23 protein-coding genes are annotated in these 21695 nt (G+C 40.9%); 9 read left to right on the top strand and 14 right to left on the bottom strand.

The features are described 5' to 3' along the window. Positions 1-53: 53 nt before the first annotated feature. From QEP06_RS03010 to QEP06_RS02995, 4 genes are all read right to left on the bottom strand, one after another. Complete coding sequence (locus QEP06_RS03010) at positions 54-2180, bottom strand: Tex family protein (protein WP_285269012.1); 2127 nt, start codon at positions 2178-2180, stop codon at positions 54-56. 159 nt (positions 2181-2339) lie between these two features. Then, positions 2340-3104 carry a sensor histidine kinase gene (locus QEP06_RS03005; protein WP_285269011.1) on the bottom strand — a complete coding sequence of 255 codons (765 nt, stop codon included), beginning with the start codon at positions 3102-3104 and terminating at the stop codon, positions 2340-2342. After that, on the bottom strand, positions 3083-3637 hold the full coding sequence (locus QEP06_RS03000; protein ID WP_251833131.1) for a hypothetical protein: 555 nt from the start codon (positions 3635-3637) through the stop codon (positions 3083-3085). Before QEP06_RS03000 ends, QEP06_RS03005 begins: the two co-directional genes overlap by 22 nt. An 86-nt stretch (positions 3638-3723) precedes the next feature. Further along, positions 3724-4035: a hypothetical protein gene (locus QEP06_RS02995; protein WP_285269010.1), complete on the bottom strand. Its 312-nt coding sequence runs from the start codon at positions 4033-4035 to the stop codon at positions 3724-3726. 318 nt (positions 4036-4353) lie between these two features. Between QEP06_RS02995 and QEP06_RS02990 the strand changes: the two genes are divergently transcribed. From QEP06_RS02990 to QEP06_RS02960, 7 genes are all read left to right on the top strand, one after another. Further along, a complete protein-coding gene (locus QEP06_RS02990; protein WP_285269009.1) occupies positions 4354-4764 on the top strand; it encodes a DUF6591 domain-containing protein in 411 nt (136 codons plus the stop codon). A gap of 351 nt (positions 4765-5115) precedes the next feature. Further along, complete coding sequence (locus QEP06_RS02985; protein ID WP_285269008.1) at positions 5116-6078, top strand: CsgG/HfaB family protein; 963 nt, start codon at positions 5116-5118, stop codon at positions 6076-6078. Between the two features lie 177 nt (positions 6079-6255). Beyond that, on the top strand, positions 6256-6786 hold the full coding sequence (locus QEP06_RS02980) for a hypothetical protein (protein ID WP_251833135.1): 531 nt from the start codon (positions 6256-6258) through the stop codon (positions 6784-6786). After that, positions 6786-7616: a CsgG/HfaB family protein gene (locus QEP06_RS02975; protein WP_285269007.1), complete on the top strand. Its 831-nt coding sequence runs from the start codon at positions 6786-6788 to the stop codon at positions 7614-7616. Before QEP06_RS02980 ends, QEP06_RS02975 begins: the two co-directional genes overlap by 1 nt. Before the next feature lie 3 nt (positions 7617-7619). Next, positions 7620-8018 (top strand): hypothetical protein, encoded by a 399-nt coding sequence (locus QEP06_RS02970; RefSeq protein WP_251833137.1) that lies wholly within the window; start codon positions 7620-7622, stop codon positions 8016-8018. Between the two features lies 1 nt (position 8019). After that, the gene (locus tag QEP06_RS02965; protein ID WP_285269006.1) at positions 8020-8910 is read left to right on the top strand and encodes a DUF6175 family protein; all 891 of its coding nucleotides are present in this window, start codon (positions 8020-8022) and stop codon (positions 8908-8910) included. Continuing rightward, on the top strand, positions 8910-9851 hold the full coding sequence (locus QEP06_RS02960; protein WP_285269005.1) for a hypothetical protein: 942 nt from the start codon (positions 8910-8912) through the stop codon (positions 9849-9851). Before QEP06_RS02965 ends, QEP06_RS02960 begins: the two co-directional genes overlap by 1 nt. A 234-nt stretch (positions 9852-10085) precedes the next feature. On the opposite strand, the gene QEP06_RS02955 is transcribed toward QEP06_RS02960, so the two are convergent. The 6 genes from QEP06_RS02955 to QEP06_RS02930 all read right to left on the bottom strand — a co-directional run bounded on the left by QEP06_RS02955 (position 10086) and on the right by QEP06_RS02930 (position 16313). Next, on the bottom strand, positions 10086-10340 hold the full coding sequence (locus QEP06_RS02955) for a hypothetical protein (RefSeq protein ID WP_285269004.1): 255 nt from the start codon (positions 10338-10340) through the stop codon (positions 10086-10088). A 268-nt stretch (positions 10341-10608) separates the two neighbouring features. Beyond that, positions 10609-10971 (bottom strand): hypothetical protein, encoded by a 363-nt coding sequence (locus QEP06_RS02950; RefSeq protein ID WP_285269003.1) that lies wholly within the window; start codon positions 10969-10971, stop codon positions 10609-10611. Positions 10972-11009: 38 nt separating this feature from the next. Continuing rightward, a complete protein-coding gene (locus QEP06_RS02945) occupies positions 11010-11465 on the bottom strand; it encodes a hypothetical protein (protein WP_285269002.1) in 456 nt (151 codons plus the stop codon). 73 nt (positions 11466-11538) lie between these two features. After that, on the bottom strand, positions 11539-13359 hold the full coding sequence (locus tag QEP06_RS02940) for an ATP-dependent helicase (protein WP_285269001.1): 1821 nt from the start codon (positions 13357-13359) through the stop codon (positions 11539-11541). Beyond that, a complete protein-coding gene (locus tag QEP06_RS02935; RefSeq protein ID WP_285269000.1) occupies positions 13359-15290 on the bottom strand; it encodes an ATP-dependent nuclease in 1932 nt (643 codons plus the stop codon). The genes QEP06_RS02940 and QEP06_RS02935 overlap by 1 nt, the downstream gene beginning before the upstream one ends. Positions 15291-15350: 60 nt before the next feature. Beyond that, positions 15351-16313, bottom strand: a complete 963-nt coding sequence (locus QEP06_RS02930; protein ID WP_285268999.1) for an SPFH domain-containing protein — start codon at positions 16311-16313, stop codon at positions 15351-15353. A gap of 184 nt (positions 16314-16497) precedes the next feature. Between QEP06_RS02930 and QEP06_RS02925 the strand changes: the two genes are divergently transcribed. Then, positions 16498-16923, top strand: a complete 426-nt coding sequence (locus QEP06_RS02925) for a hypothetical protein (RefSeq protein ID WP_285268998.1) — start codon at positions 16498-16500, stop codon at positions 16921-16923. A gap of 30 nt (positions 16924-16953) precedes the next feature. Here the strand turns inward: QEP06_RS02925 and QEP06_RS02920 are convergent, their stop codons facing one another. From QEP06_RS02920 to QEP06_RS02905, 4 genes are all read right to left on the bottom strand, one after another. Beyond that, the gene (locus QEP06_RS02920; protein ID WP_285268997.1) at positions 16954-17880 is read right to left on the bottom strand and encodes a DUF389 domain-containing protein; all 927 of its coding nucleotides are present in this window, start codon (positions 17878-17880) and stop codon (positions 16954-16956) included. A 123-nt stretch (positions 17881-18003) separates the two neighbouring features. Next, the gene (locus QEP06_RS02915) at positions 18004-18537 is read right to left on the bottom strand and encodes a hypothetical protein (protein WP_285268996.1); all 534 of its coding nucleotides are present in this window, start codon (positions 18535-18537) and stop codon (positions 18004-18006) included. Positions 18538-18652: 115 nt separating this feature from the next. Next, positions 18653-19192, bottom strand: coding sequence for a hypothetical protein (locus tag QEP06_RS02910; RefSeq protein WP_285268995.1), 540 nt, complete (start codon positions 19190-19192; stop codon positions 18653-18655). A gap of 200 nt (positions 19193-19392) precedes the next feature. After that, positions 19393-20535: an aminotransferase class I/II-fold pyridoxal phosphate-dependent enzyme gene (locus QEP06_RS02905; protein ID WP_285268994.1), complete on the bottom strand. Its 1143-nt coding sequence runs from the start codon at positions 20533-20535 to the stop codon at positions 19393-19395. Positions 20536-20615: 80 nt separating this feature from the next. Here QEP06_RS02905 and QEP06_RS02900 point away from each other — a divergent pair, with 80 nt between their 5' ends. After that, on the top strand, positions 20616-21638 hold the full coding sequence (locus tag QEP06_RS02900) for a M28 family metallopeptidase (RefSeq protein WP_285268993.1): 1023 nt from the start codon (positions 20616-20618) through the stop codon (positions 21636-21638). Positions 21639-21695 lie beyond the last annotated feature (57 nt).

The raw sequence follows: 21695 nt of genomic DNA, 5'->3' as shown, positions 1-21695 counted from the left end.
CCAACGAGCTCGCCCTGCTCAACCTTAATCTTACCCGCAACCTCAACCTCAACCTAACCAAGCTTCATCGTCAGCTGCACTCTTTTCCTGATTTCATCCACCTCTGTCACGCGAACCTGAACATGCTGGTGAAGTTTCACGACCTCATTTACATCCGACACGAATCCGTCTTTCAGTTGTGAAATATGTACGAGTCCGCTTTCTTTGATGCCCACATCCACAAAACAGCCGAACGCGGTGATGTTATTCACAATGCCGGGAAGAATCATTCCGGTTTTTAGATCTTTAATGCTTTTCACGGACGGGTCAAATTCAAAAATTTTCGCTGCTTTGCGCGGATCGAGACCAGGTTTTTCCAGTTCCTTCAGGATGTCTTTAATGGCGAGAATCCCAATGGTTTCGGTCACGTATTTTTCCGGTACGATTAGTGCAATTTTCTCTTTATTGGCTATTAATGCGGAAGTTTTAAGTTTCAGGTCTTTAGCCATCTGCTCCACAACGGGATAGGCTTCCGGGTGAACGGCCGAATTATCAAGCGGATTTTTTCCGTTTGAAATCCGGACGAAAGCTGCGGCCTGCTGATATGCTTTTTCCCCAAGGCGCGGGACTTTCTTCAGCTGTTTCCGGTCTTCGAAAGCACCGTTCTCCGCACGGTAACTCACGATATTCTCCGCCATCTTTTCGCCGATACCGGAAACGTAACTCAACAATGATTTACTGGCGGTATTCAGGTTGATGCCGACCGCATTTACACATTTCATCACCGTAGAATCGAGTTCATTCTTAAGCAAAGTCTGGTCTACATCGTGCTGGTACTGCCCGACACCGATTGATTTTGCATCGATCTTCACGAGTTCTGCCAGCGGATCTGCCAGTCTTCGCCCGATCGAAACCGCGCCGCGCACGGTGACGTCATAATTCGGAAATTCATCGCGTGCAATTTTGCTCGCAGAATAAACCGAGGCGCCGGCTTCGGACACGACGAAAACCTGCGGCGGCTTATCGAATGCAATTTTCTTAATGAAAAACTCGGTTTCGCGGCTTGCCGTTCCGTTGCCAATCGAAATCGCTTCAATATTATAGGCGTTAACCATCGAGCGGATTTTCTTCATGGCCATGCCGGTTTGATTCTGGGGCGCGTGCGGATAAAGGGTTTCATTATGCAGCAAATCACCTTTCTCATCCAGGCAGACAATCTTGCAACCGCTGCGGTAGCCGGGATCTATGGCCAGAATTCTCTTTTCACCCAAAGGCGGAGCGAGCAGAAGCTGTCTCAGATTTTCCGAAAAAATATCGATGGCTTTGAGGTCGGCTTTTGCTTTCGCTTCGTGCAGGCATTCGTTGGAAAGAGCAGGTTCAAGAAGCCGTTTGTAGCTGTCGGCAATCGTGATAGCGATTTGTTCCGCCGACGCGTTATCAGATTTCAGGACGGCATTTTCTATCAGGCGCAGCGCTTCATCTTTATCGATATCTACTTTGGTCTTTACAAAGCCTTCAGCTTCGGCTCTCAGCATAGCCAAGAGGCGGTGGGAGGGAATCCGGCTGAGACTTTCCTGCCAGTCGAAATACTGGCTATACTTCTGCGCAGCTTCGTCGTCTTTTTTAGATTTCACAACTTTGGAACTGATGACCGATTTCCGCTGGAAAAGTCTCCTGAGGATTTTCCTGACATAACCGTTTTCGTTGATCCACTCAGCGATGATGTCGCGCGCGCCCTGGAGGGCTTCATCCACCGAATCTACGTCCGCATTCAGGTATTTTCCGGCGATATAGTGCAGATCATCGGATTTCTGACTCATAATGATCTTGGCCAAAGACTCCAGACCTTTTTCTTTTGCGCTGTCGGCCTTTGTTTTTCGTCTTTTTTTAAACGGCAGATAAAGATCTTCAAGTTCCTGCAGATCGAAACTTTCATCGATTCGTTTTTTTAGGTCCGCGCTTAATGCGCTCTGCTCCTCAATTGATTTAAGTATGCTTTCCTTGCGCTTCACTGTTTCCTGAAACTGGCTGTTCACTTTTGCGATCTGTTCGATCTGCACTTCATTCAGATTTCCGGTGCTATCTTTCCGATAGCGCGAAATAAACGGAATGGTGCAGTCTTCGGCCAATAGCCGGAGCGTAGCGCTGATGTTTTGTTCGGAAATGGAAGTGGATTGCTGAATGAATGCGGTGGCCGTCATTAAATATTTTTTTAAGACCGCTAAAATAGGCAGAAAAATCGAGTGACTGAAGCACTTTACCCTCTGAAACCGCAGGCGGAAAAAGTTTCAGAAACTGACGGAATTTAGCAATGAAAGTTAAAAAGCCAACGAAAGTTCCGGCTTCTTAGGCGTTGTGATTCAGTCTGCGCTTTTTACAAATATAACAAACTCATTATGGGTGGCAGATTCGCGCTGATGCAGACTTCCGTGGAGATTTTCAACGCGCGAGAGAATGTTCTTTAGCCCATACCCGGTGGAGCGGTTCATTTCTGCAACGAAGTCATACTTTGCACCGTTATCTTTGTAGGTAATGATATTGTGCTTCTTCGCGGTGGTGAGCGTTATACTGATGTCTGTGGCGCCGCCGTGCACGCAGCTGTTGGTAATGAACTCGCGTAGGATAAGAAGTACATCATAGGAGGACTGTTTTGAAAATTCAATAAACCCAAGGTGATTAAGTTCGTAGGTAAACCCATACCGAACACTGCTTTTGCGCAGGAAATCTTCCACCGAAGCAATAAAACCGTTGTTACTCAGCAGCGGGGGCATCAGGTTATAGGTAATCTGTCTGATCAGCTGCTTTGTATCCCTTAGCTCATCGTCTATCCCATTAATCACGCCCAGGACTTCAGGGTCTTTGATTTGGTTTTTCAGCATTCCGAAGTAGATACTGATGGACACGAGATTTCCAATTACCGTATCATGCAGATCGGAGGAAATGCGGGCTCGTTCTTCTTTTTCTTTATTAAGTATCGCCCGCATACGCAGGAACGCCTCTTTTTTCTTCAGTTTGTAGAGCCTGCTCTGGTAATACAGGGCAAGGAAGATGACCGCAACAGCCAGGAAGACCATTATTGCGGTTCCGAACCAAAAAAATAGTTTTAATTCCGAATACTTTTCCAAACACCTATTGTTAATAATGTCCTTAAAATCAGCGCGGCAACTACATTTAACATCCAGTAGTTCAAAAATATCACAGAACCGTCAGTCTGAATGATGTCACTGAGTAAAAATAAAAAAAATGTAGTGGAATAGTAGATAAACAGACCTGCAATGTTATAAAAATCAGGCAGATCCCAAAGGTTGGGAACCTCCATTTTCCTGAAAATATCGGTAAACCACAGAAACGTCATTACCATTACAAAAAGAGTAATGGTTCCGGAGAAGACTGCCTGTACGTGCAGAAAATGACTCAGGCTTCTGGGAGCTATAAAACAGCCCGCACCAGCCACCAGGGCAAAAATTACCATGGATACTGTAAAAATACTTCTGTATTTTGGGCGGTTAATTTTAAAAAAATAGTAAAAAATGCACAGAAACGCAAGAATATCGTATACGGTAAACCATACCCGTGAATCTATTTTTAGCATCACGGTAAAAATCATTTCATAAAGTGAACTCGCGGCTGCCAGATAGATAAATGGTTTTGCAGGCATGGTATTTGGGATTTTACTTTTAAGTAAAACCAATGCTGCAAGAGGAAGAAATCCCGCAAAAAAGGTAATATACAGCAATACAGGCATTACATTAACAGGGATGATGATGTGCAGCCTGGGGGACAGGGCGTAAGTTTGTCTAAAATAATACCGGTTTCCATATCTTTTCCGTCAGCATCGACGCCGATCAAAACCCTGTTCTGCATATCGTCCTCCTCACAGAATCCGTTGTAGATTCGGATACCCAGACAGCCTGGCTGTTCAAGAATTTTCCGAAGGATTTCTGCTCCGACAAGGAAGGCTTTCTTTTCGTTTAGATTACGTTTCTGAAAAGCATGGGTGTACCGTCTGGCTTCCTCCAGGCTAATAATTTCTCCTGACTGTGTGCTGAGCTCCATAATAATTAGTTAAGGGTAAAAATACACAGTTTTATTGAAAGATTCGAAATTATTCCAGTTCGCGGAACCAATATTCACACTTTTTCTGGGTGAAATAAATCATGACTTTTAAAAATTGGGGAAATGGCTTCTTGCAGTGCGGATATGTGTGGCTGATTTTGTGAGGATTCGGTGTGACGCTGAAAAAAATTAGGACCCAATAAGCGGAATGAAGGATTGGGCAGAAATGGGCTCACGCTGCGTCGGGTTGCCATCCTATTTTTGAACCCTACTTAAAATAACCTAATTTTTATGAAAAAACTATTATTTACTGTTGCCATGCTTGCAATTGTATGCTCATGTGAAAAAAATGAAAGCCTGGAACCAGAAACATTTACTACTTACTCTACATCGGAGCCAATCGCCACTGAAACTGAAGAAACTATCGAAGAATCCTCATTTGAGTCCGGTAGTTCAGAAGCAGATATCAATAAAATGCTCGACAGTTATGAGGAGTACATGGACCAGTATATCGCCATGTATAAAAAGTCTCTGCAAGGCGACCAACGTGCGTTGGCAGAATATCCTCGATTAATGCAAAAAGCGGTGGATTTTAATACCAGGCTAAAGAGCATCCGTGAAGAACAGTTTTCCGCACAGCAGCTACAACGTATGAACGAGATCAGTTTAAAGATGATAGAAGCAACGCAGAGCTTACAGCAAAGTATGCCGGAAATGAATTTTGAGTAACAAAGCAGAATTCGCTTATTAAACTTTAGAATAGTGATGGCTTGCAGGTAAAGTCCGGTGTTTTTTCACCGGGCTTTTTTTTAATCTGAGCAGTAATTTTAGGACGGGTCATGTTCGTTACTTACGCAATGTAAGTACGAAATAGACTCAATATTGTCTAATAAAACTAATGGTTTATAATGGAGCCATGATCTTTCAATGTGGGAAGTTGGCCGAAATAAACATCGGAAATTGTGTCAGCGGAACAGGAAGTCATGTTTGAAGATGTGCCGCCTGAGAAATTACCGCGTGCAGCCGGTAATGTGAAACTGACCAAGGGACGCAATATAACTGACGGTAAACCCCAGGAACATGGAATCAGATGCATTTGGGCAATATTGGACAAATATAGTTAGTGTGGAAGAGATACTTTTGAAAAAAATAAAATATCTATTTTACATGAAAAAACCATTACTTTTTATGCTGCTGATCGGCAGTTTGATTTCAGCTCAAGAAAAGGTTTCAATAGGAGTAATTCCCTTTACTTCCAGCTATGACAAAAGCATTACGCGGACGATTGAAGAAGCAGTAACTAATTCCTTTGCAAAAACAAAAAGATTTGACATAGTAAGTCGTGCTCAAATGGAAGCTCTCCGCAATGAAAGAGAACTTCAAAAAACTGAGGATTTTATGGATGGGACTTTTATCGCAAAAAGTAAAAATTTAGGAGCCCAATATTTAGTTGCAGGAAACATAAACTCGGTAACCGCTACGGAACAGAACCATGTTGATTCAAAAGGTAAACATTATACTACCTATGACTCCACGATTTCGCTGGATATAAAACTCATTGATATTGAGACGGGGAAAATTCTCGCTTCCGATATGCTTGCTACTAAAGCAGACAAAGGTATTCTTTCGTTGAAGAGCTGGACTAATGTCCTAACCGGAAAAGACCCTCAAAATACCCAAGAGGCCTTTGCAGTAGCTGTCCAGGATATAAGCGGAGCAATTGACAAATTCGTAGGTGCTAATTTTCCTGTCTCCTTTCCAATTGTCGAAATCCAGGAATTTGATAGTAACAGTGGTGCAAAAAAAATTTTAATTGCAGGAGGGTCAGCTTTTGGTATTAAAGAAAAAGATAAACTTATAGTATCAGAAGTTATCGAAGTAGAAGTTGCCGGGAAAATGATGAAACGGAAAAAGCCCATTGGGGAACTAAAAGTAATTAGAATAGAAGATGAGAACTTTTCTGTTTGCGAAGTGAAAAGCGGCGGGGTAGAATTAAGTAATAAATTTAAGGCTAAGGCAAATCTTCAAATAATTACAAGCTGATTGTGCCGATTTTATGTTGCGGGTAGCTGCATTTTGAAATAGAGCAATTCACTTTCATTGAATTTCCATCCTACATCACGCCTTCGAGCACTTTTTATTTTTCAGTTTTCCAGTAGTACAGCTAATAGGACCCATCTACCAGGAGAATTGTGGATACACACTTTACACAACAATTACATGAATAAACTTTTACTCGCGGCAGTATTATTAACTGCTTACACCAATGTTTTTGGACAGACACAAGAACAAATTGAAACTTCAAAACAGAGAATTATAAAAATTCAGAAGTTAGAAACCCCAAAAGAAACTGCAATTTCTTCTATTGACGGTCTTCAGATAAAAATTGCCTCCACCGCGTTGGAGTCTGCAGCTATAACACCGCTGCTTCAGAACCTGTACTACCGGTCCGTCGGTCAGAGTGTTGACGGTGTAACTGATGTTACTGTTAAGAAACCTACCCTGAGAGAACTTGAAGAACTCGCCGTGAGAATATATTCACAGTCAAAAAACCTGGAAAACATTTCCTCTGATGTTGCCAGTGCATCAAAAGATGCGTCTGAAATTAAAAATCCGCTTAAAATTGCCAAAGCTTTACAAGCTGTTAATTATGCAAAAACTGCTGTAGCGCTTTTAGGTGAAGAGACACTTTTTCAGGCTACCGCGATTAAGAGCATGATTCAAACGATTCGCACTTCAGAGAATCTCTAATGTACAGAGCACTTTTTTTCTTACTCCTTCTGCTGCCTGTGACGAAGCTCCCGGCACAGGAGGATACCAGAGCCGTAGTGGGAGTAAGCGCTTTCACCACCAATGAAAGCGACAGGTTTGTAGGTCTGGTCACTGAAAAAGTCGTGGAAATGCTTACCAATACAAAGAGATTCCGTGTCGTAGACCGAACCAGCAGTGAAAAGGTTCGCAATGAACTAGAACTGCAGAAGTCTGAAGCATTTATAGACAGTAAAAACCGGGTGGAGCAGGGAGCCAGTATGGCAGCTGAAAAGATAATTACCGGACATATCACTAAAATACCGGTGTATGCAATGAAGAGTGCGGCTGGAACAATCACCGGTTATAAAGCCAGCGTTGCCTTTCAGATGAAAGTTGTAGACGTGGCTACCGGCCTCAGTACTGATGCTACAAGCTTTGAAGGGAAAGCTGGCGATTTGATGCTGTCCCCGGAAAGTGCCGTGCAGCATGCCATGAGATCTTTACAGGGTGAAATCAACCAATATTTTAAACAGAATTTCCCGGTCCAGGGAAAAGTGATAAAAATACTGGAGTCAGAAAACAGGGGAAAATTCCTGCTGAATGTGGGTAAAAACAATGCAGTTGCAGTGGGAGACAGGTTTACAGTAGAAAAAACGGAAATTATTGAAGGCCAGAAATATCCTCAATTAATCGGTACAGTGGAAGTGATAAATCTAGCCGGCGAAAACCTCAGCGAAGCAGTGGCAGTAGACAGGAAGTCCAGTGAAAACCTTTCTTCTAACTATTCAGATTCACAGAAACTGGACTGTACGCTTATCATTAAAAAATAACAGATGAAGTACCTCTATATTTTGTCACTTACAGGCCTGTTTTTTATTTCCAGCTGCACACCGCAGCGCAGAGTTTCCCAGATACATGTTATCGAGAGCAACAGTACATCTATAACTCTGGATGTAAACTCCGGTAATCCGGAATACGCGGCCATTTACCAATTATTATTTCGGGGATTTCCTGAAAGCAATCAGACTTTTCCTTTGATATCTACCTCCGAAGAGCTGATACAGAAACAGAATCCTGCTTATTTTAAAAACTTCTTCGAAAAGAACCGCTATAAAACATTTGTCACGGTCGCCTCGCGGAACAAAGATGGCAGTTGCCGGATTGTCCTTAACACCAGGGCCCTTAAATTAGATTTAGAACAAAATTCCATTATCCGAAACTTCGGTTACTAAAATGAAAAAATTTCTCCTGAAAACTATACTGCCAGTGGCACTTGTCCTGGTGATTACTAAAGGATTTGCCCAAATGTCTGCTTCGAACGTGCAGACCGTGCAGCCAAAAATTATGGTCATTCCTTACGTAAAAGAAGGTGAAGACCTCCGAACCATTCTTGAAAATGATGTCAACAAAAGGATAGCGCTTACAAAAATAAAAGAGGTTTTTGACTCTCGTGGCTTCACGACCGTAGATTTCGTGGCCAAACTAAAATCTGCAAAAGACAATAATATCTTCACATCTGACAATCAGACTGATCTTAAAGACCAGATCGTCCAAATGTCCGGTGCTGATATCTACGTTCAGGCAGAAGTAACCGAAAACCGGACACCTTCAGGCAATTCCGTTTCGGTAGTAATGTCTGGCTATGAAGCTTCTACAGGAAATTCGCTGTCCAATAAAGTGGGTGAAAGTGGCAAATTCTATACAGATGATTTCGGTAAGCTGGCTTCCAAAGCGGTAGAAAGCGTTTCTGAAGAATTCCTGAACGTGATGCAAGCTAAATTCACCGATATTGTCCTGAACGGTAAATCTATCAACATTGATATCAGTTTCGCTCAGGATTCAAAATATAAAATGTCTTCCGAGATTGCACCGGAAAACCTTCCTCTTTCCGATCAGATCGAGATGTGGATGGAAAATAATTCCTACAAAAATAACTATCACATACAGGGTACTACAGACTTTAGGATGATTTTGGACGATGTGAGAATTCCGCTTAAAGATTCGACAGGAAAAAACTACAATGCCAACAAATTTGCGCTCGAAATGTTCAAGTTCTTCAGGAATTTAAATCTCCAGACAGAAAAAGATATTAAAGGAAATACGATCTATATCACCATTAAATAATGATTAAAAAATTATTACTTTGCGCAGCATTTATGGCTTCGGCGGTCTCGTATTCGCAAACGCAGGAAGATCTGGGAAAGATTCAACTCTCAGTTTCCTTTACCGAAGCTCAGACAGAACGTTTTGAGCAGGATGTATTATTGAAAACGGAGTCGAAACTTACGCAGTTACTTGCCGACTATGGAATTGCAGCGACAAACTATAACAATGGTCTCCTCCTTCAACCCAATATCATTATCAACAGCCAGGATGTTGTGGAAGGCGGCATGCAGAATATCAACGTGATTACTATGACCCTGCAGCTTGTGATAAGACAGGATCAGACTGATATTATTTTTTCCTCTTATTCCAAAACATTAAAAGGAACCGGACGAAATACGGCCTTGGCTATTAGTAATGCGCTAAATACCCTCTCTGCTGGCGACCCGTCGCTGGTCGCCTTCCTGAACAAAGGGACAGACAAAGTGCTGAAGTACTATGAAAGCAACTGTAATCAGATCATTTCAAAATCAGCCAACCTTGATAAATCCGGAAAATATGCAGAATCGTTAGCATTGTTGGCATCCATTCCAGATGCGGCACGGTGCTATAATACCGCACAGTCAAAATCACTGGAAATTTTCAGTAATCTTCAGCGCAAGGAGTGTTCAGCATTCATCAGCGACGCAAAAATGTTTATTGCGCAGAAAGATTATTCTTCTGCTTTTGAAGTTCTCTCCAGAGTCGGCAGCGTATCTCCCTGTGCGGCCGAAAGCAGTCTGTTGGTTAAAAACATCGAAAACAGGATAACGGCGGAGGAGAAAAAACAGTGGGATCAGCAGATGAACATGCGGAAGGATCATGTCGCCCTTGAAAAACAAAGGATCAGTGCGATAAAAGATATTGCTGTATCGTTTTATAACAGCCAAAAACGTCCCGGAAATGTGATTATTGTACGGTGACAAGTCCGCGTGGTTTATCATCATGGTATCCGGGTTCTACCTTGCAGATCGGATTTATATGCAATTACAGGAATTCTGGTGCAGAGTTCAGCAGAACATTCCGTATTGTGGAATAAAAAAATCCTTGTAAGAAGGAAATTAAAAATTCGGTTAAAGTTTTTTTAGCAGGTAGTGGTAATTATATACAGAAATATAATCTAAAGGCGCAAAGTAACAAGGCTTCCGCGTACAGCATTACCAAACTTTATTGCTCTGTCTTAGTGGTATCACCTTTAATCTTCTTTCGTTACTCCGCACGGTGAAATGTATATGGTTGCTCATAATGACGTAACCAAACAGCACCATCCCTTTATTTTTGATGCAGAAGTCGAAACAGTTTATGATAATGTCGCGATAGGTTTTCCTTGTGAAAATATCAATCCAGTTAACCACAGTAGCCGTAATAAAATGTGGCTTTTCCTGATCTCTGATAAGGTAACCGGTTTTCATTGGTTGTGTTTTATCAAAGATAAATAATTTTTGTAGAAGGCTCAAAGTCAGGAGACTTTGCGCAGCGGGGGAAAGGACTGTTGGATGATATAGTGGTGTTTAGGATGTTTGGTTTTTAGAAATGACCACACGATGCAATCGTGCGGCAGCGGGGGACATGGCTGTATTGTTACGTGGCAAGGTATTATGATCCAAAGACCAGCGTGTGGTTGAGTGTTGACCCGATGGCGAAAAAAAATGCCAAGCTGGTCGCCGTACTGCTGTGCGTTTAACGCATTAAGTACTCATATAAAAGCGATCCTATGGTTCCGACTGCAACTAGTACTAAAGCCAGAGCCTTTGTAAAGTAGCCAATTCGGTCATAAAAGTTTCCTTTATTTTTTGTGTCATAGGATTTAGCTACAAGGGAAAGCGCTGTTACTGCCGCCATAAATAGTCCGGAGCAAATTAGTTTGAGCGCAATACCGGTGAAAGATAGTCCTTCACCGCTGCGCGACGGAATGTATACTTTGCCGGTATACAATGAATAGGTTGCGTAAATTATTAGGGCGGCGGCAAATAGTGAATATCCTGTCCTTCTGCCTGGGGAAATGTGAGTAGGCGTATGAGTATTTTCTTTTGAATCTTTCATTTAATGAAATAAAATTAGGGGCGGGTAGGTCAATGATGTTATTTGAATTCCTCATCAAAATCCGAATCCCATTTGAAACCGTTAATTAGCCAGCCTTTGCTGTTTTTGTAGTAGGTAAATATTAATCTGATGGCAGTATATTCAAATTTCACAAGGTAAGTTTCCCGAAACCCTGCATCTTTAATATTTTGTTCCGAAACTTTTACAATAGATTCCGCTTTCCCGTAACGCTCGGAAATCAGATTAATAGACTGTATGGTTTGGGTCTTCAGGTTATTGATTTCATTCACCGGCAGTGGCCAATACGGACTGAGGGTATTGAAGGCTTCTTCAATTTTATTATCCCGGAAATCCTGGGAAACATGTCTTGAAACAAGCTTCGCAGCCTCGATGTCTTTGAGTAAGGTATTCTGGGAGTAGAATTCAGTTAAGCCAAAGACTACTAATAAAGTGATCAAACTTTTTCTTAATAGGGGATGGAAGTTTCTATTCATAAAGGTTTATATAGGTTAGCGCAAAGTCAGGAAATCGAAGATTAGACGAAGTCAGAGTTGGCGCAGCGGAGAATCATAGTAACTCGAGGTCTGATATTATCCTTATCTTATTTCCAAATTTTGCTAGAAGTTTTTCATCTGATACTGAAATGGGGAACGCCATTGCCAATAAATACTTTGGTCTAGATAGAGCTACATAAATTAATCTTTTAATTTCATCAGGAAACGTATTTTCCGTATTTGCAATATTTTCAAAATTCATGTTGTCTTTGCGATTATTTTGATCAAAAAAAACCAATATAGAATCTAAAGTCTGTCCTTTTACTTGATGAATTGTTGTTATTGGAGTATTGAATGTTGAATACGATTTTCTAAAATGTTTTTCAACATTTTCATCTAGAGTAGCTTTCTCTAGAAATGGAGACTTTCTACTTTTTAATTTAAAATCCACATCATAATCTAAATTTAGTTTGTTTTTAATAAAAAGTTGTGCATTAGTTGTCCAATTACGAATAGTCATTGTAAACTCAGGTAATTCATCTAAAATAGTTATCATTAAAGAATTAAAATTCGGGTCTAAACTTTTATTCTTTTCGATTTCCTTCAACTTATGATAATCTGAAATGTCAGAATGAATTAAAGGAATACATATTGTTCGCATTTCTTTAATTGAGTTTTTTATGTCACCACTTAGATAAAGATTTTTAGCATATATAATCCTTTTTGGCAATTCATTTCCCCAAGGTCTTTGTTCTGCTTTATTTCCTAAAAGGCCATCTTTTATTGAATTACCTCTTACTACAATACATCTATTTTTGTATTTGCTTTTTATACAAATATCATCATAATGTTTAATTATTGATTGGTGATTATTAGAACTATATTTATAAATTAGGATGGATTCATCCAATTGTGGACAATCTACACTATTAATCTTCGAATCGTTTTGTCTCCTTACTTTTGAAAAAACATCTACGATTGTTTGTGGTGAGCGTCTATTATCTGTTAAATCAAAAGATTGCCAAGTTTCATCTTCATCGTACTTTCTCAAAAATTCAGTAGGTTTTGCATCTCTCCATTCATATAAACTCTGATAAGGGTCTCCAATTAACTCAATATTGTTTAGTCCTTGTTTTATGAGCTCCTCAAAAATAGTGTGCTGCATTATTGAATTATCTTGAGCTTCATCTATAATAATAAAAGGAAACCTTACACTAAGCCATTCACTAATTTTAGGATTATTTCGTAATAAGTGTAAGGCTATGAATGCTGAATCATTAGTTGATATGAGTCCTTTTGTAAATTGTCTGTTTTTAATGAGTTGACAATATTTATTAAAATTTTCTCTATCTACTTTCTTAACAGATGGCTGATTCCCTTTTATTGAATATGTGCCGTTTGGCTCAATTCTTACTTCACTTGGGGGATAAAGATAAAATATACTTCTATTATTCTTTGCTTTGTATTCTTTATTATTTAAAGGTCTTAACAGACCTTCTAGTGTTTTACCGTTCTTGATATATGTAATCTTCCACATATTATCTAAGATCGTTGTATTTTCAAGTATATTTGGTCGGTTAAAATCACGATTTAGTAAATTATAAAAAGGCAGCGTTATGAACTTATTTATAAAACTATCAATTGTTGAAACGTGGTTTGGAAATTGTAATGTTTTACCACTCAATTTTTTGTATGCTTCATTAATTTCATCCTTAGCAGAATTTGTGAAAGATAAACAAGCTACACCTGAATGACCTCCAATTTCTTTCAAGTTCTCTAATTCTATAATTTTTTTAGCAATCGTTGTTGTTTTTCCACTACCAGGGCAAGCGTTCAAAATTACCTTACCTCTTGCATTTAAATAAGCAAGCCTTTCTTCATTTTCAAAATACATTATAATCCATTTTTTAAGTGGTTAAGTGCATTTAATAAATATACTGGGACTTTAAACGATATTTTAGCTTCATCTACGTTTTCGAGCAAGTGAATTGAAAAATCTTGAGCAAACTCTGCTTTGGTTGGAAAACTTTTCCATAATAGAATTGCTATTTTTCTTATTTCTTCATTTGTCAACAGGTCATTTGGAAATGTTAACATATAAGCGACAATCTTGTTTATTTTATCGTTGTCAATTAAACCAATATATTTTACTAAAAAATTTTCTTTAAAGTGTTTTCTATCTCTATTTATATTGTGTAATGCTATTTCGTATTCGAGCGTTTTAAATGATGCAAATATTTTGATATTATCTGCATTATTTTTGACCGAGTGTAAATTTTTGATTCTAGAAACGGCATTACCTTTTTGTATAGAATCATCTAAAGTATCAAGAACTGAGTTATCAGCTATTAATTTTTCAAAGCTGTATTCTGATTTTTTTGAATCCGTAAATCTGTCATCATCGGTAATTACTGAAATGGGTTTGTTTATTCTTTCTATAGGATTAGAATTGTTAAACAGATATAAAAAAGGATAAAATGATGTTCCGCTAACATTTACAATTTCAGTTCTATAGTCTTCTAGTTTATAATCTTCCAAATGTGTAAAAGATGAGACAAGTAGCTCTTCAGAAATCCCCTCAATAAATAAAATTGATTTAGCAAATAGAAGTTGAGATTTTGTAACATCAATATATCTCTGAAGTTTCTTCATCCTATTTTCAAAATCAACATCCAATAATTCTTTAATTTTAGTAGTATCCTCAATTATTTTTTCTGATTCTCTATTTTGAAATTGTTTATCAAGTTTTGTCGCTTTCCCACAATCTATCAAAATCAAATTCTTAAGAGGGACTTTTGAAGTTAGAGTAGGAGAATGTGTAGTTATGAATAATTGGCTATTTTCTGTTGCATTAGCATTATTAAGGAAGTTATATAAGCTGAGTTGTAATTGCGGGTGAAGATGTGATTCAGGTTCTTCTATTAGTAATGCAAAATGTGGAAGTCCATTATCTTTAATTTGTTCCTTAATATCACCGAGAACAACTGCTATGTATATTAGGTTATTTAATCCCAAGCTATTTTGCCATAGATGAAATCCCTCATCAATTAGAGTAATTCTATTGTGCGGAAGATAAGGTTTTATAACATTTACAATATATTCAGTTCTTGCTTCCTCTATTCGAAGTCCGACTTTATTATCTATGACTTTTTTAAAAATATTTTCAAGATTTGTATTTACACCATCTCTTGTATTTTTCACTTCATCACGACCAAGTAATTGTGTATTTGCATCTTTTATAATTTGTTCAATATCTGCTTCTGAACCTTCTCTTTTTACAAATCTTCTAATTACTTTTCCAAGAATATTGTTTCTAGTACTTAATAGATCTTTTGTACTATCTCTTAATGCACCTAAGTAATAATGTTGAAACAATTCAAAGGTTTTATAGTCAGCTTTTTGACCATCTATATTTCCAGTGTTATAAGAAAAATAGGGATATTTTCCATCATCTTTGTCCTCGTAAGAAATAGAAATTTTAGCATAATCTTCTTCAATCTTATTTGGGTCAATCACCATATATTCATAGAAAGCACCTTTTTGCGGTGTTGATAATCCTTTGAAAATATATGTTATGGTTACAAGAGTGGATTTTTGAATGGCTTTAATTCCAGCATTGTCAATTATTTTTTGATGAAAATCATCAAACGATACTGATATTTCTCTTATCGGCTCTCCAATGTTATATAGTAGTCTGATTGCATCAATTATCGCAGATTTGCCGCATCCATTTTCTCCGATAATAATATTTAATTTAGGATCAAACTCTGTTTCAATGAGTTCAATTCCTTTATAATTTTCGACTTTTATTTTGGCTAAATACATTTCACTTTATTGTATCATATCAATATTTGTATCCATACTCTACGAATCCTTTCCTGTGTCTTACTTCCCCAAATTCAACAGCGTCCCGCTCCCGCTTCCCAGCATCGTCGCGGGCATTACACCGTCCCATTTCAGCACGCGCTGGTATTCCACATAAGTAGGGGTGATTTCCTGCTGTTTCAGGCTGATCGCCTTGGCATCGGCCTGCGCCCGGATCACGATTGAAGCTGAATCTCCTTTCGCAAGCTGAATTTTTCTTTGTGCATCAGCCTGCGCCACACGCGCCTGAGCTTCCGCTTTAATGGCGTCGGCATCGGCAGTTGCCTTGTCTTCAATCGACTGGCGGATGGCTTTGGGTGGCTGAATATTGGTTTTTAACTGCGACACGAGGAACCATTTGCCGATGCGTTTGTTTACTTCCGACAGAATTTCGGCTTCATAGGTTTCACGGTTATTGAACAGGTAATCAATCGAATGACGGTTCGCCACATCGTTGATCGCGCCGATGATGGCGTTGTTGAGCCAGCCTTCCTGAATAGCTTCGAGTCCGCCCTTTTTATAGGTGGAGCGCAGGTTGGTAAACATATCCGCGGCGGTGGATTCTTTCACTGAATAGTTGAACGAAGGCTTGATCGGGCAGGGGAAACCGCCTTTGGCCACGATAATGGATTCCGGATATTCAATGTGGCGCTGATCGAGCGGGATCTCCTGGATTTCTTGGGTGTATTTGTTGTAAAACACCACACCCGAAACTTCTTCGGTATCAGACGCACCACGTTTGTCCCCCAGTAAGTTGATGAGCAAACCTTTGTGACCCACGCTGATCACGTCATAATTCATGGGCTGAAGCAGCGCTGCGATGCACGCGAAAAAGATGAAAGTGAGTGGTTTCCAGCGCACACCGTTCGGTACCTGTTTGCCGTTTCGGTCAGTGGAATAGGTGAGGATGTCGAGTTTTTTGGTTACGATGCCGATGATGACTACAAGGGCAATGACGAGCAGAAGAAGGAAAGTTAATGACATGAAATAATTTTAAAATATTAATTCGGAAAATACTTTAATTCTGCAAATCGTGCAAGCGTTTTTAATTATTTTAATGTTCGAAATATTAAATACTGTTAAAAATCATTTAATGTGTTAGTTGTGGCTAAACCTGAGGTAGGAATGTGGAAAGCTTTTTGCTTCATCGCGCTAAACCTTTAAAAAAATGAAAAGAGTATTAGTAAGCCTACTGATCACAGTTTCTATGCTTTCATTTGCACAACAGAAACCGGTGCGCGAAATATACAATTACACCACCCGCAACGATGCCGCCCTGGTGAAAGCCAAAACCGACCTGTTTCTGCTCGATGTGGTTTCATCCGGCCGCTTTTCCGTGGAGCCGATAAGTTCAGGCAGCGACCATCTTGATTTATTTCTCGTAATGCCAGTGGAGGCGGGAAAGATCAAAAGCCGCGTACGCTATGATTTCATGAAGGAAGGTTTCGTGGTATCACTTTCCAATTTGCGGCTGATTACAAAGGATAACAATGTCATTAAAATAGACAATGAAAAAGACCGGAATCACCAAACCATTCTTAACAGTCTGAAAAACCTTGTCTTCAAGGCATACGAAAAGGAGATCTACAAGTAGTCTCCTCTTTTGTGTTTTATTGGATCCAGTTTACCTTAATGGTTCACGCTGGTGAACGAATTTCTGTTTGAGCACTATGCAGATAATGCCGACAATCACGATCGTCAGTACATCGAGCATAAATCTTTTGCTGAAATTGGCCAGAAAATCCCAGTTTTGGATGTAGAGCGAAATGCCCATCGCGGCCGCAGCCGGAACGATGATCAGCGCAATCAGCGGTCCCGCGATTACATTGGTGCGGTAAGACAGATACATGATGATACTCGCTGTGGCGGCTGCGAGTGAAAGCAAAATGTCTTTAAGCCTTAAATGCAGCATGCCCGCCGTAGCTTCGTTATGGGTGAAATCGGCTTCTTTCGCCAGGCCGAAATTGACGAGTACCATAAACGTAAGAAATGAAGCGGCGATAAGTGTGAAGTAACCAAAGAATGTAGCTTTCAGCCCGGTGAGAAGTACATCGGTTTTTTTCAGCGCGATACCGAGCGGAATTTTGGCTAAAGGTTCCATACCCGGCGCGATAATAGAAGCCGCCACGAATGCGATGATAAGATCGTGGATTTCCGAAATGAAGCCTACCGAAGCAATTACGCCTCCGATGAACATCAGGATCAGATAATTCGTGGTCATACGTCCGTTGTGCCGCAAGCCGGTTTCCATCTCTTCCCAAATGGCTTCATCCACATCATGGTTGATTTCTTTTTGTTTCGAATGGTGCGTAAGGCTGGCGACCTCGGCGGTGGCAATTGAGAATTCGAGACCTTCGGTATGTTCACCAATCATTTTCAATACGTCATCTGTGCCGCGGTTGAGCACATGAATGACGAGGGTGTCGCCGGCGGGTTTCAGCGATGAATTTTCATGTACGCTGAGATGGATGACGTTCTGGTCGTTGAGTAAGGCTTTGGTAACAGCAGGAGTAGCGGTTGATGGAATGGAGGCTTCAATCGTTCTGTGCATAAGTTGGTTTTTGATGATTGCGGCAGAAAATTCCGCCGGATGAATATGATCAAAAACAAAAATTGCTCCGAACTTCGCCGCAGATTCGAACTTGAATTTAAAACGTTGCAGGCAGCGTTCGGCTTATCTCACTTTTTCAAGAAGATAAACCTGGGTTCCCGACATCATCAGGTTTCCTTCAAGCGTCAGGTTTTTGCCGCTGACGTCGATGACCGAAATATAATTGCGCGAATTATACTCGAGATAGTTTTCACGTTCACCGTTCGCCGGATTTTTACCGAACTTAAAGTCATATTTCGTCCAGTCTTCTTTTTCACTGCTGCAGTGAACCGGTTTGAATTTACTGCGTTTTGCCTTAAACTCGATTTGTTCAAAACCTTCTGCACAATTGCTTTCAAATGAAGTTTCCGGATTTTCAGCTTTTTCAAATTCGGTGAATGAACCGTTGTAAATCCCCACGATTTTCCATTTACCATCGAGACGGTCTTCATCGATCTTACCTTTGGCTTTGCTCACCGTCCACGCGATACCTTTCACGGTTCCTTTCACGGTTTTATAGGCTAGTTTTCCGGCACCTTTCACGACACTGGCGGCGGTGGATACTACGCAGGATTCCAGAATCAGGGCGCCGCAAAGAATAATAAGTACTTTTTTCATAATGCATTTATTAGCTAAGATAATGGATTCAGCGCAAAAAAGTTTGATCACATCCCTATTGCCACACAAAAAACCACCGAAATGTCGGTGGTTTTGTCTTTTAGATCTGTGCAGATTAAAGTCTAGATTCGGTATCGTCGTTATACCATCTGTCGTATGAATAACGGGCGTCTTCTTCGTTACGTGGTTTGTAACCCATGTAGATTCCACCGTCTTTGATTTCGTTTTCATATCTTTTGGCTTCATCCTCAGGTACACCTGCACCGGTAAGCGCGCCAACCAAGCCGCCAGTTGCGGCACCTGCGCCTGCGCCCGCAAGACCTGCAGCCAATGGACCGGCAATTACAAGTCCAAGACCCGGAAGAAGTACGTTAGAACCGATTGCTGCTACAGCACCTACTACGGCACCGATACCACCACCAATCAGTGAGCCGGTAGCTGCGTTCTCTGCTACTTTATCGCCCAATTCAGAGTCGTGATCATTTTCCGTGAAATATCTGTTGCGTGTATCATCAGACATCATCACGTTGATATCGTCTTTGCTGTATCCTCTGCTGTGAAGGTCTGAGTATGCATTATCAGCTTCTTCTCTTGATCTGAATACGCGTGAAACATAATCGTTTCTGAATTCTGGTCTGTACTGTTGGTTTTCCATAACTTTAAAATTTTTAATGTTAATATTTTTGATTTGTTATGGTGCAGAACATTCAATTAAAATGCCATGCATGGCTGTATTAACATTGTTTAACGTAACGGTGCTAAAGCGGAGATCCGCAGAAAAACAGCGGTTTGTTTCAATTTAAATTTGATTGTCAGTAAGTTGTCTGACGACGCCCGGAACAATTGAAGCGGAAATTAGCTGCCGAAGAATTTTTTAAGATTGAGTGCGGCCCGCTCAATGGTTTCTTTTTTCTTCGCAAAACAGAAGCGAAGGAGTCCGGTTTTCGGCCGGTCTCTATAAAAAGCGGAAAGAGGAACGGCTGCAACTCCGGCTTTTTCGGTGAGCCAAAATGCAAGTTCGCGGTCATTGAGTTCTGTACCTTCTAATTTTAATAGCTGAAAATAGCCGGCGCCGGCTTTCTGATCAAAGCTGAACGGCAGACCGGCAAAACTTTCGGTGAAAAAATCGCGTTTGTGCTGCATCATTCTGCGGTTTTCCTTTACATCGAAAATCTCGAGATATTTTGCCAGCGCATACTGTGCAGGCGCATTTACACAAAACGCGGCGTACTGATGGACCCGCCCGAACGCGGCCAGTAATTCTGCTGATGCCAACACGTAGCCCACCTTCCAACCCGTCACATGAAACATTTTACCAAAAGAAAATATGCTGAAGCAGCGTTCGCACAGGTCCGGGTGATGAAATGCGCTGTAGAATGGGTTACCATCATAGGTTAAGATATCATAGACCTCGTCGGAGATCACGAAAATGCCGGTTCGCGTGGTGATTTCGGCAAGCTGATTCCAGTCGGATTGCGTCCACACGTAACCTGAGGGATTGTGTGGTGAATTGACCATGATTGCCTTTGTTTTAGCGTTAACTGCATTTTTTAAAGCCTCAAAATCAACAGAGAAGTCATCCTTCAAAGAAACATAGACAGGCACACCGCCATTGGTCTCGATTGACGGAACATAAGAATCGTACGAAGGTTCCAGCACAATCACTTCATCTCCGGGCTCGAGTACCGTGGCCAGCGCCATGAAGATCGCATAGCTCGCGCCGGGCGTAATCATGATGTTTTCAAGCTCAAGCTGAAGTGGAATTTCACGCTGGCGGTTAAATGTAAGCAGATTTTCGCGCAGAACAGGCAGTCCGCTCATCGGTGGATATTGGTTGTAATGCAGATCAGAAGCTTCGCCAAGCAGTTTACGCAGTCGCGGATCGGTCTCGTAATCCGGAAAACCCTGCGAAAGATTCACCGCCTGATGTTTTGCCGCCAATGCCGACATTTCCGAGAAAATAGATATGTCCTGACCTGAATGTTTCCGTTTTATCATACTCAAATTTACTATATTCTGCATGGAAAAGACTTTAGAATTTTTTTATATTTTTAAACCTTCCAATTAACTAAGAATTTATGAAAAACATCTTTGTGCCGTTGCTTTCGGCGGTATTGCTGACAAGTTGTGCTACCACAAATTATTCCTATGACGGCCGTGCATTTCGCAAAGCGTACGAATCGATCAGCCAGGACGACCTAAAACGGGACCTTTATATCATAGCTTCCGATGAGATGGAAGGCCGCCAGACCGGCAGCGAAGGTCAAAAGAAAGCCGGCCGCTACATGATTGGTCAGTATCAAGAGATGGGTGTAGGTTTCCCCGCACCGCTCAAATCTTATTATCAAACGGTTCCGCAAGCCTTTATGCAGGCCAAGACGCGCGGTGGCAATTTGCCGGAATCTGAAAATATTCTGGCTTACATCCCGGGAAGCGAAAAGCCGGAGGAACTCATCGTGATCTCGGCGCACTACGACCACGTCGGAACACGGGACGGGCAGATTTACAATGGTGCGGATGACGACGGCAGTGGAACGGTTGCCCTGATGGAAATCGCGGAAGCTTTTCAGAACGCCAAAAAAGCCGGTCACGGCCCGAAAAGATCAATTCTATTCCTGCATGTGACCGGTGAAGAGCACGGACTGATAGGTTCTGATTATTATTCCCAAAATCCGGTATTTCCGTTGGCCAATACGGTTGCAAATCTGAATATTGACATGATTGGACGTTGCGATCCTGAAAACTGTGGTAAAAATTATGTGTATGTAATCGGCTCAGAAATGCTGAGCTCCGAACTGAAGAAAATCAACGTAGAAGCAAACAACAAGACCGTAAAGCTTGAACTGAATTATAAATATGACGATCCTGCAGATCCGCAAAGGCTTTATTACCGGTCTGATCATTATAATTTTGCAAAGCACAACGTGCCGGCTGCTTTTTTCTTTGATGGTATCCACGCCGATTATCACAAGCCGGGCGACGATCCAGACAAGATCGATTACGTCGCACTCCAAAAACGTACGCAACTCGTGTTTGCCACCGCGTGGGAACTGGCGAACCGCGCTGAAAGAATCGTAGTTGACGGTAAGAATACCCGTTGATACTGAATCAACAAATTAATTCCGCTGCAGACTGTAGCGGAATTTTTCTTTGTAAAT

The sequence above is a fragment of the Kaistella rhinocerotis genome, from assembly GCF_030243905.1.
Taxonomy (GTDB): domain Bacteria; phylum Bacteroidota; class Bacteroidia; order Flavobacteriales; family Weeksellaceae; genus Kaistella; species Kaistella rhinocerotis.
The sequence above is the reverse complement of the archived record's forward strand: the minus strand, read 5'-3'. Positions and strand labels throughout refer to the sequence as shown.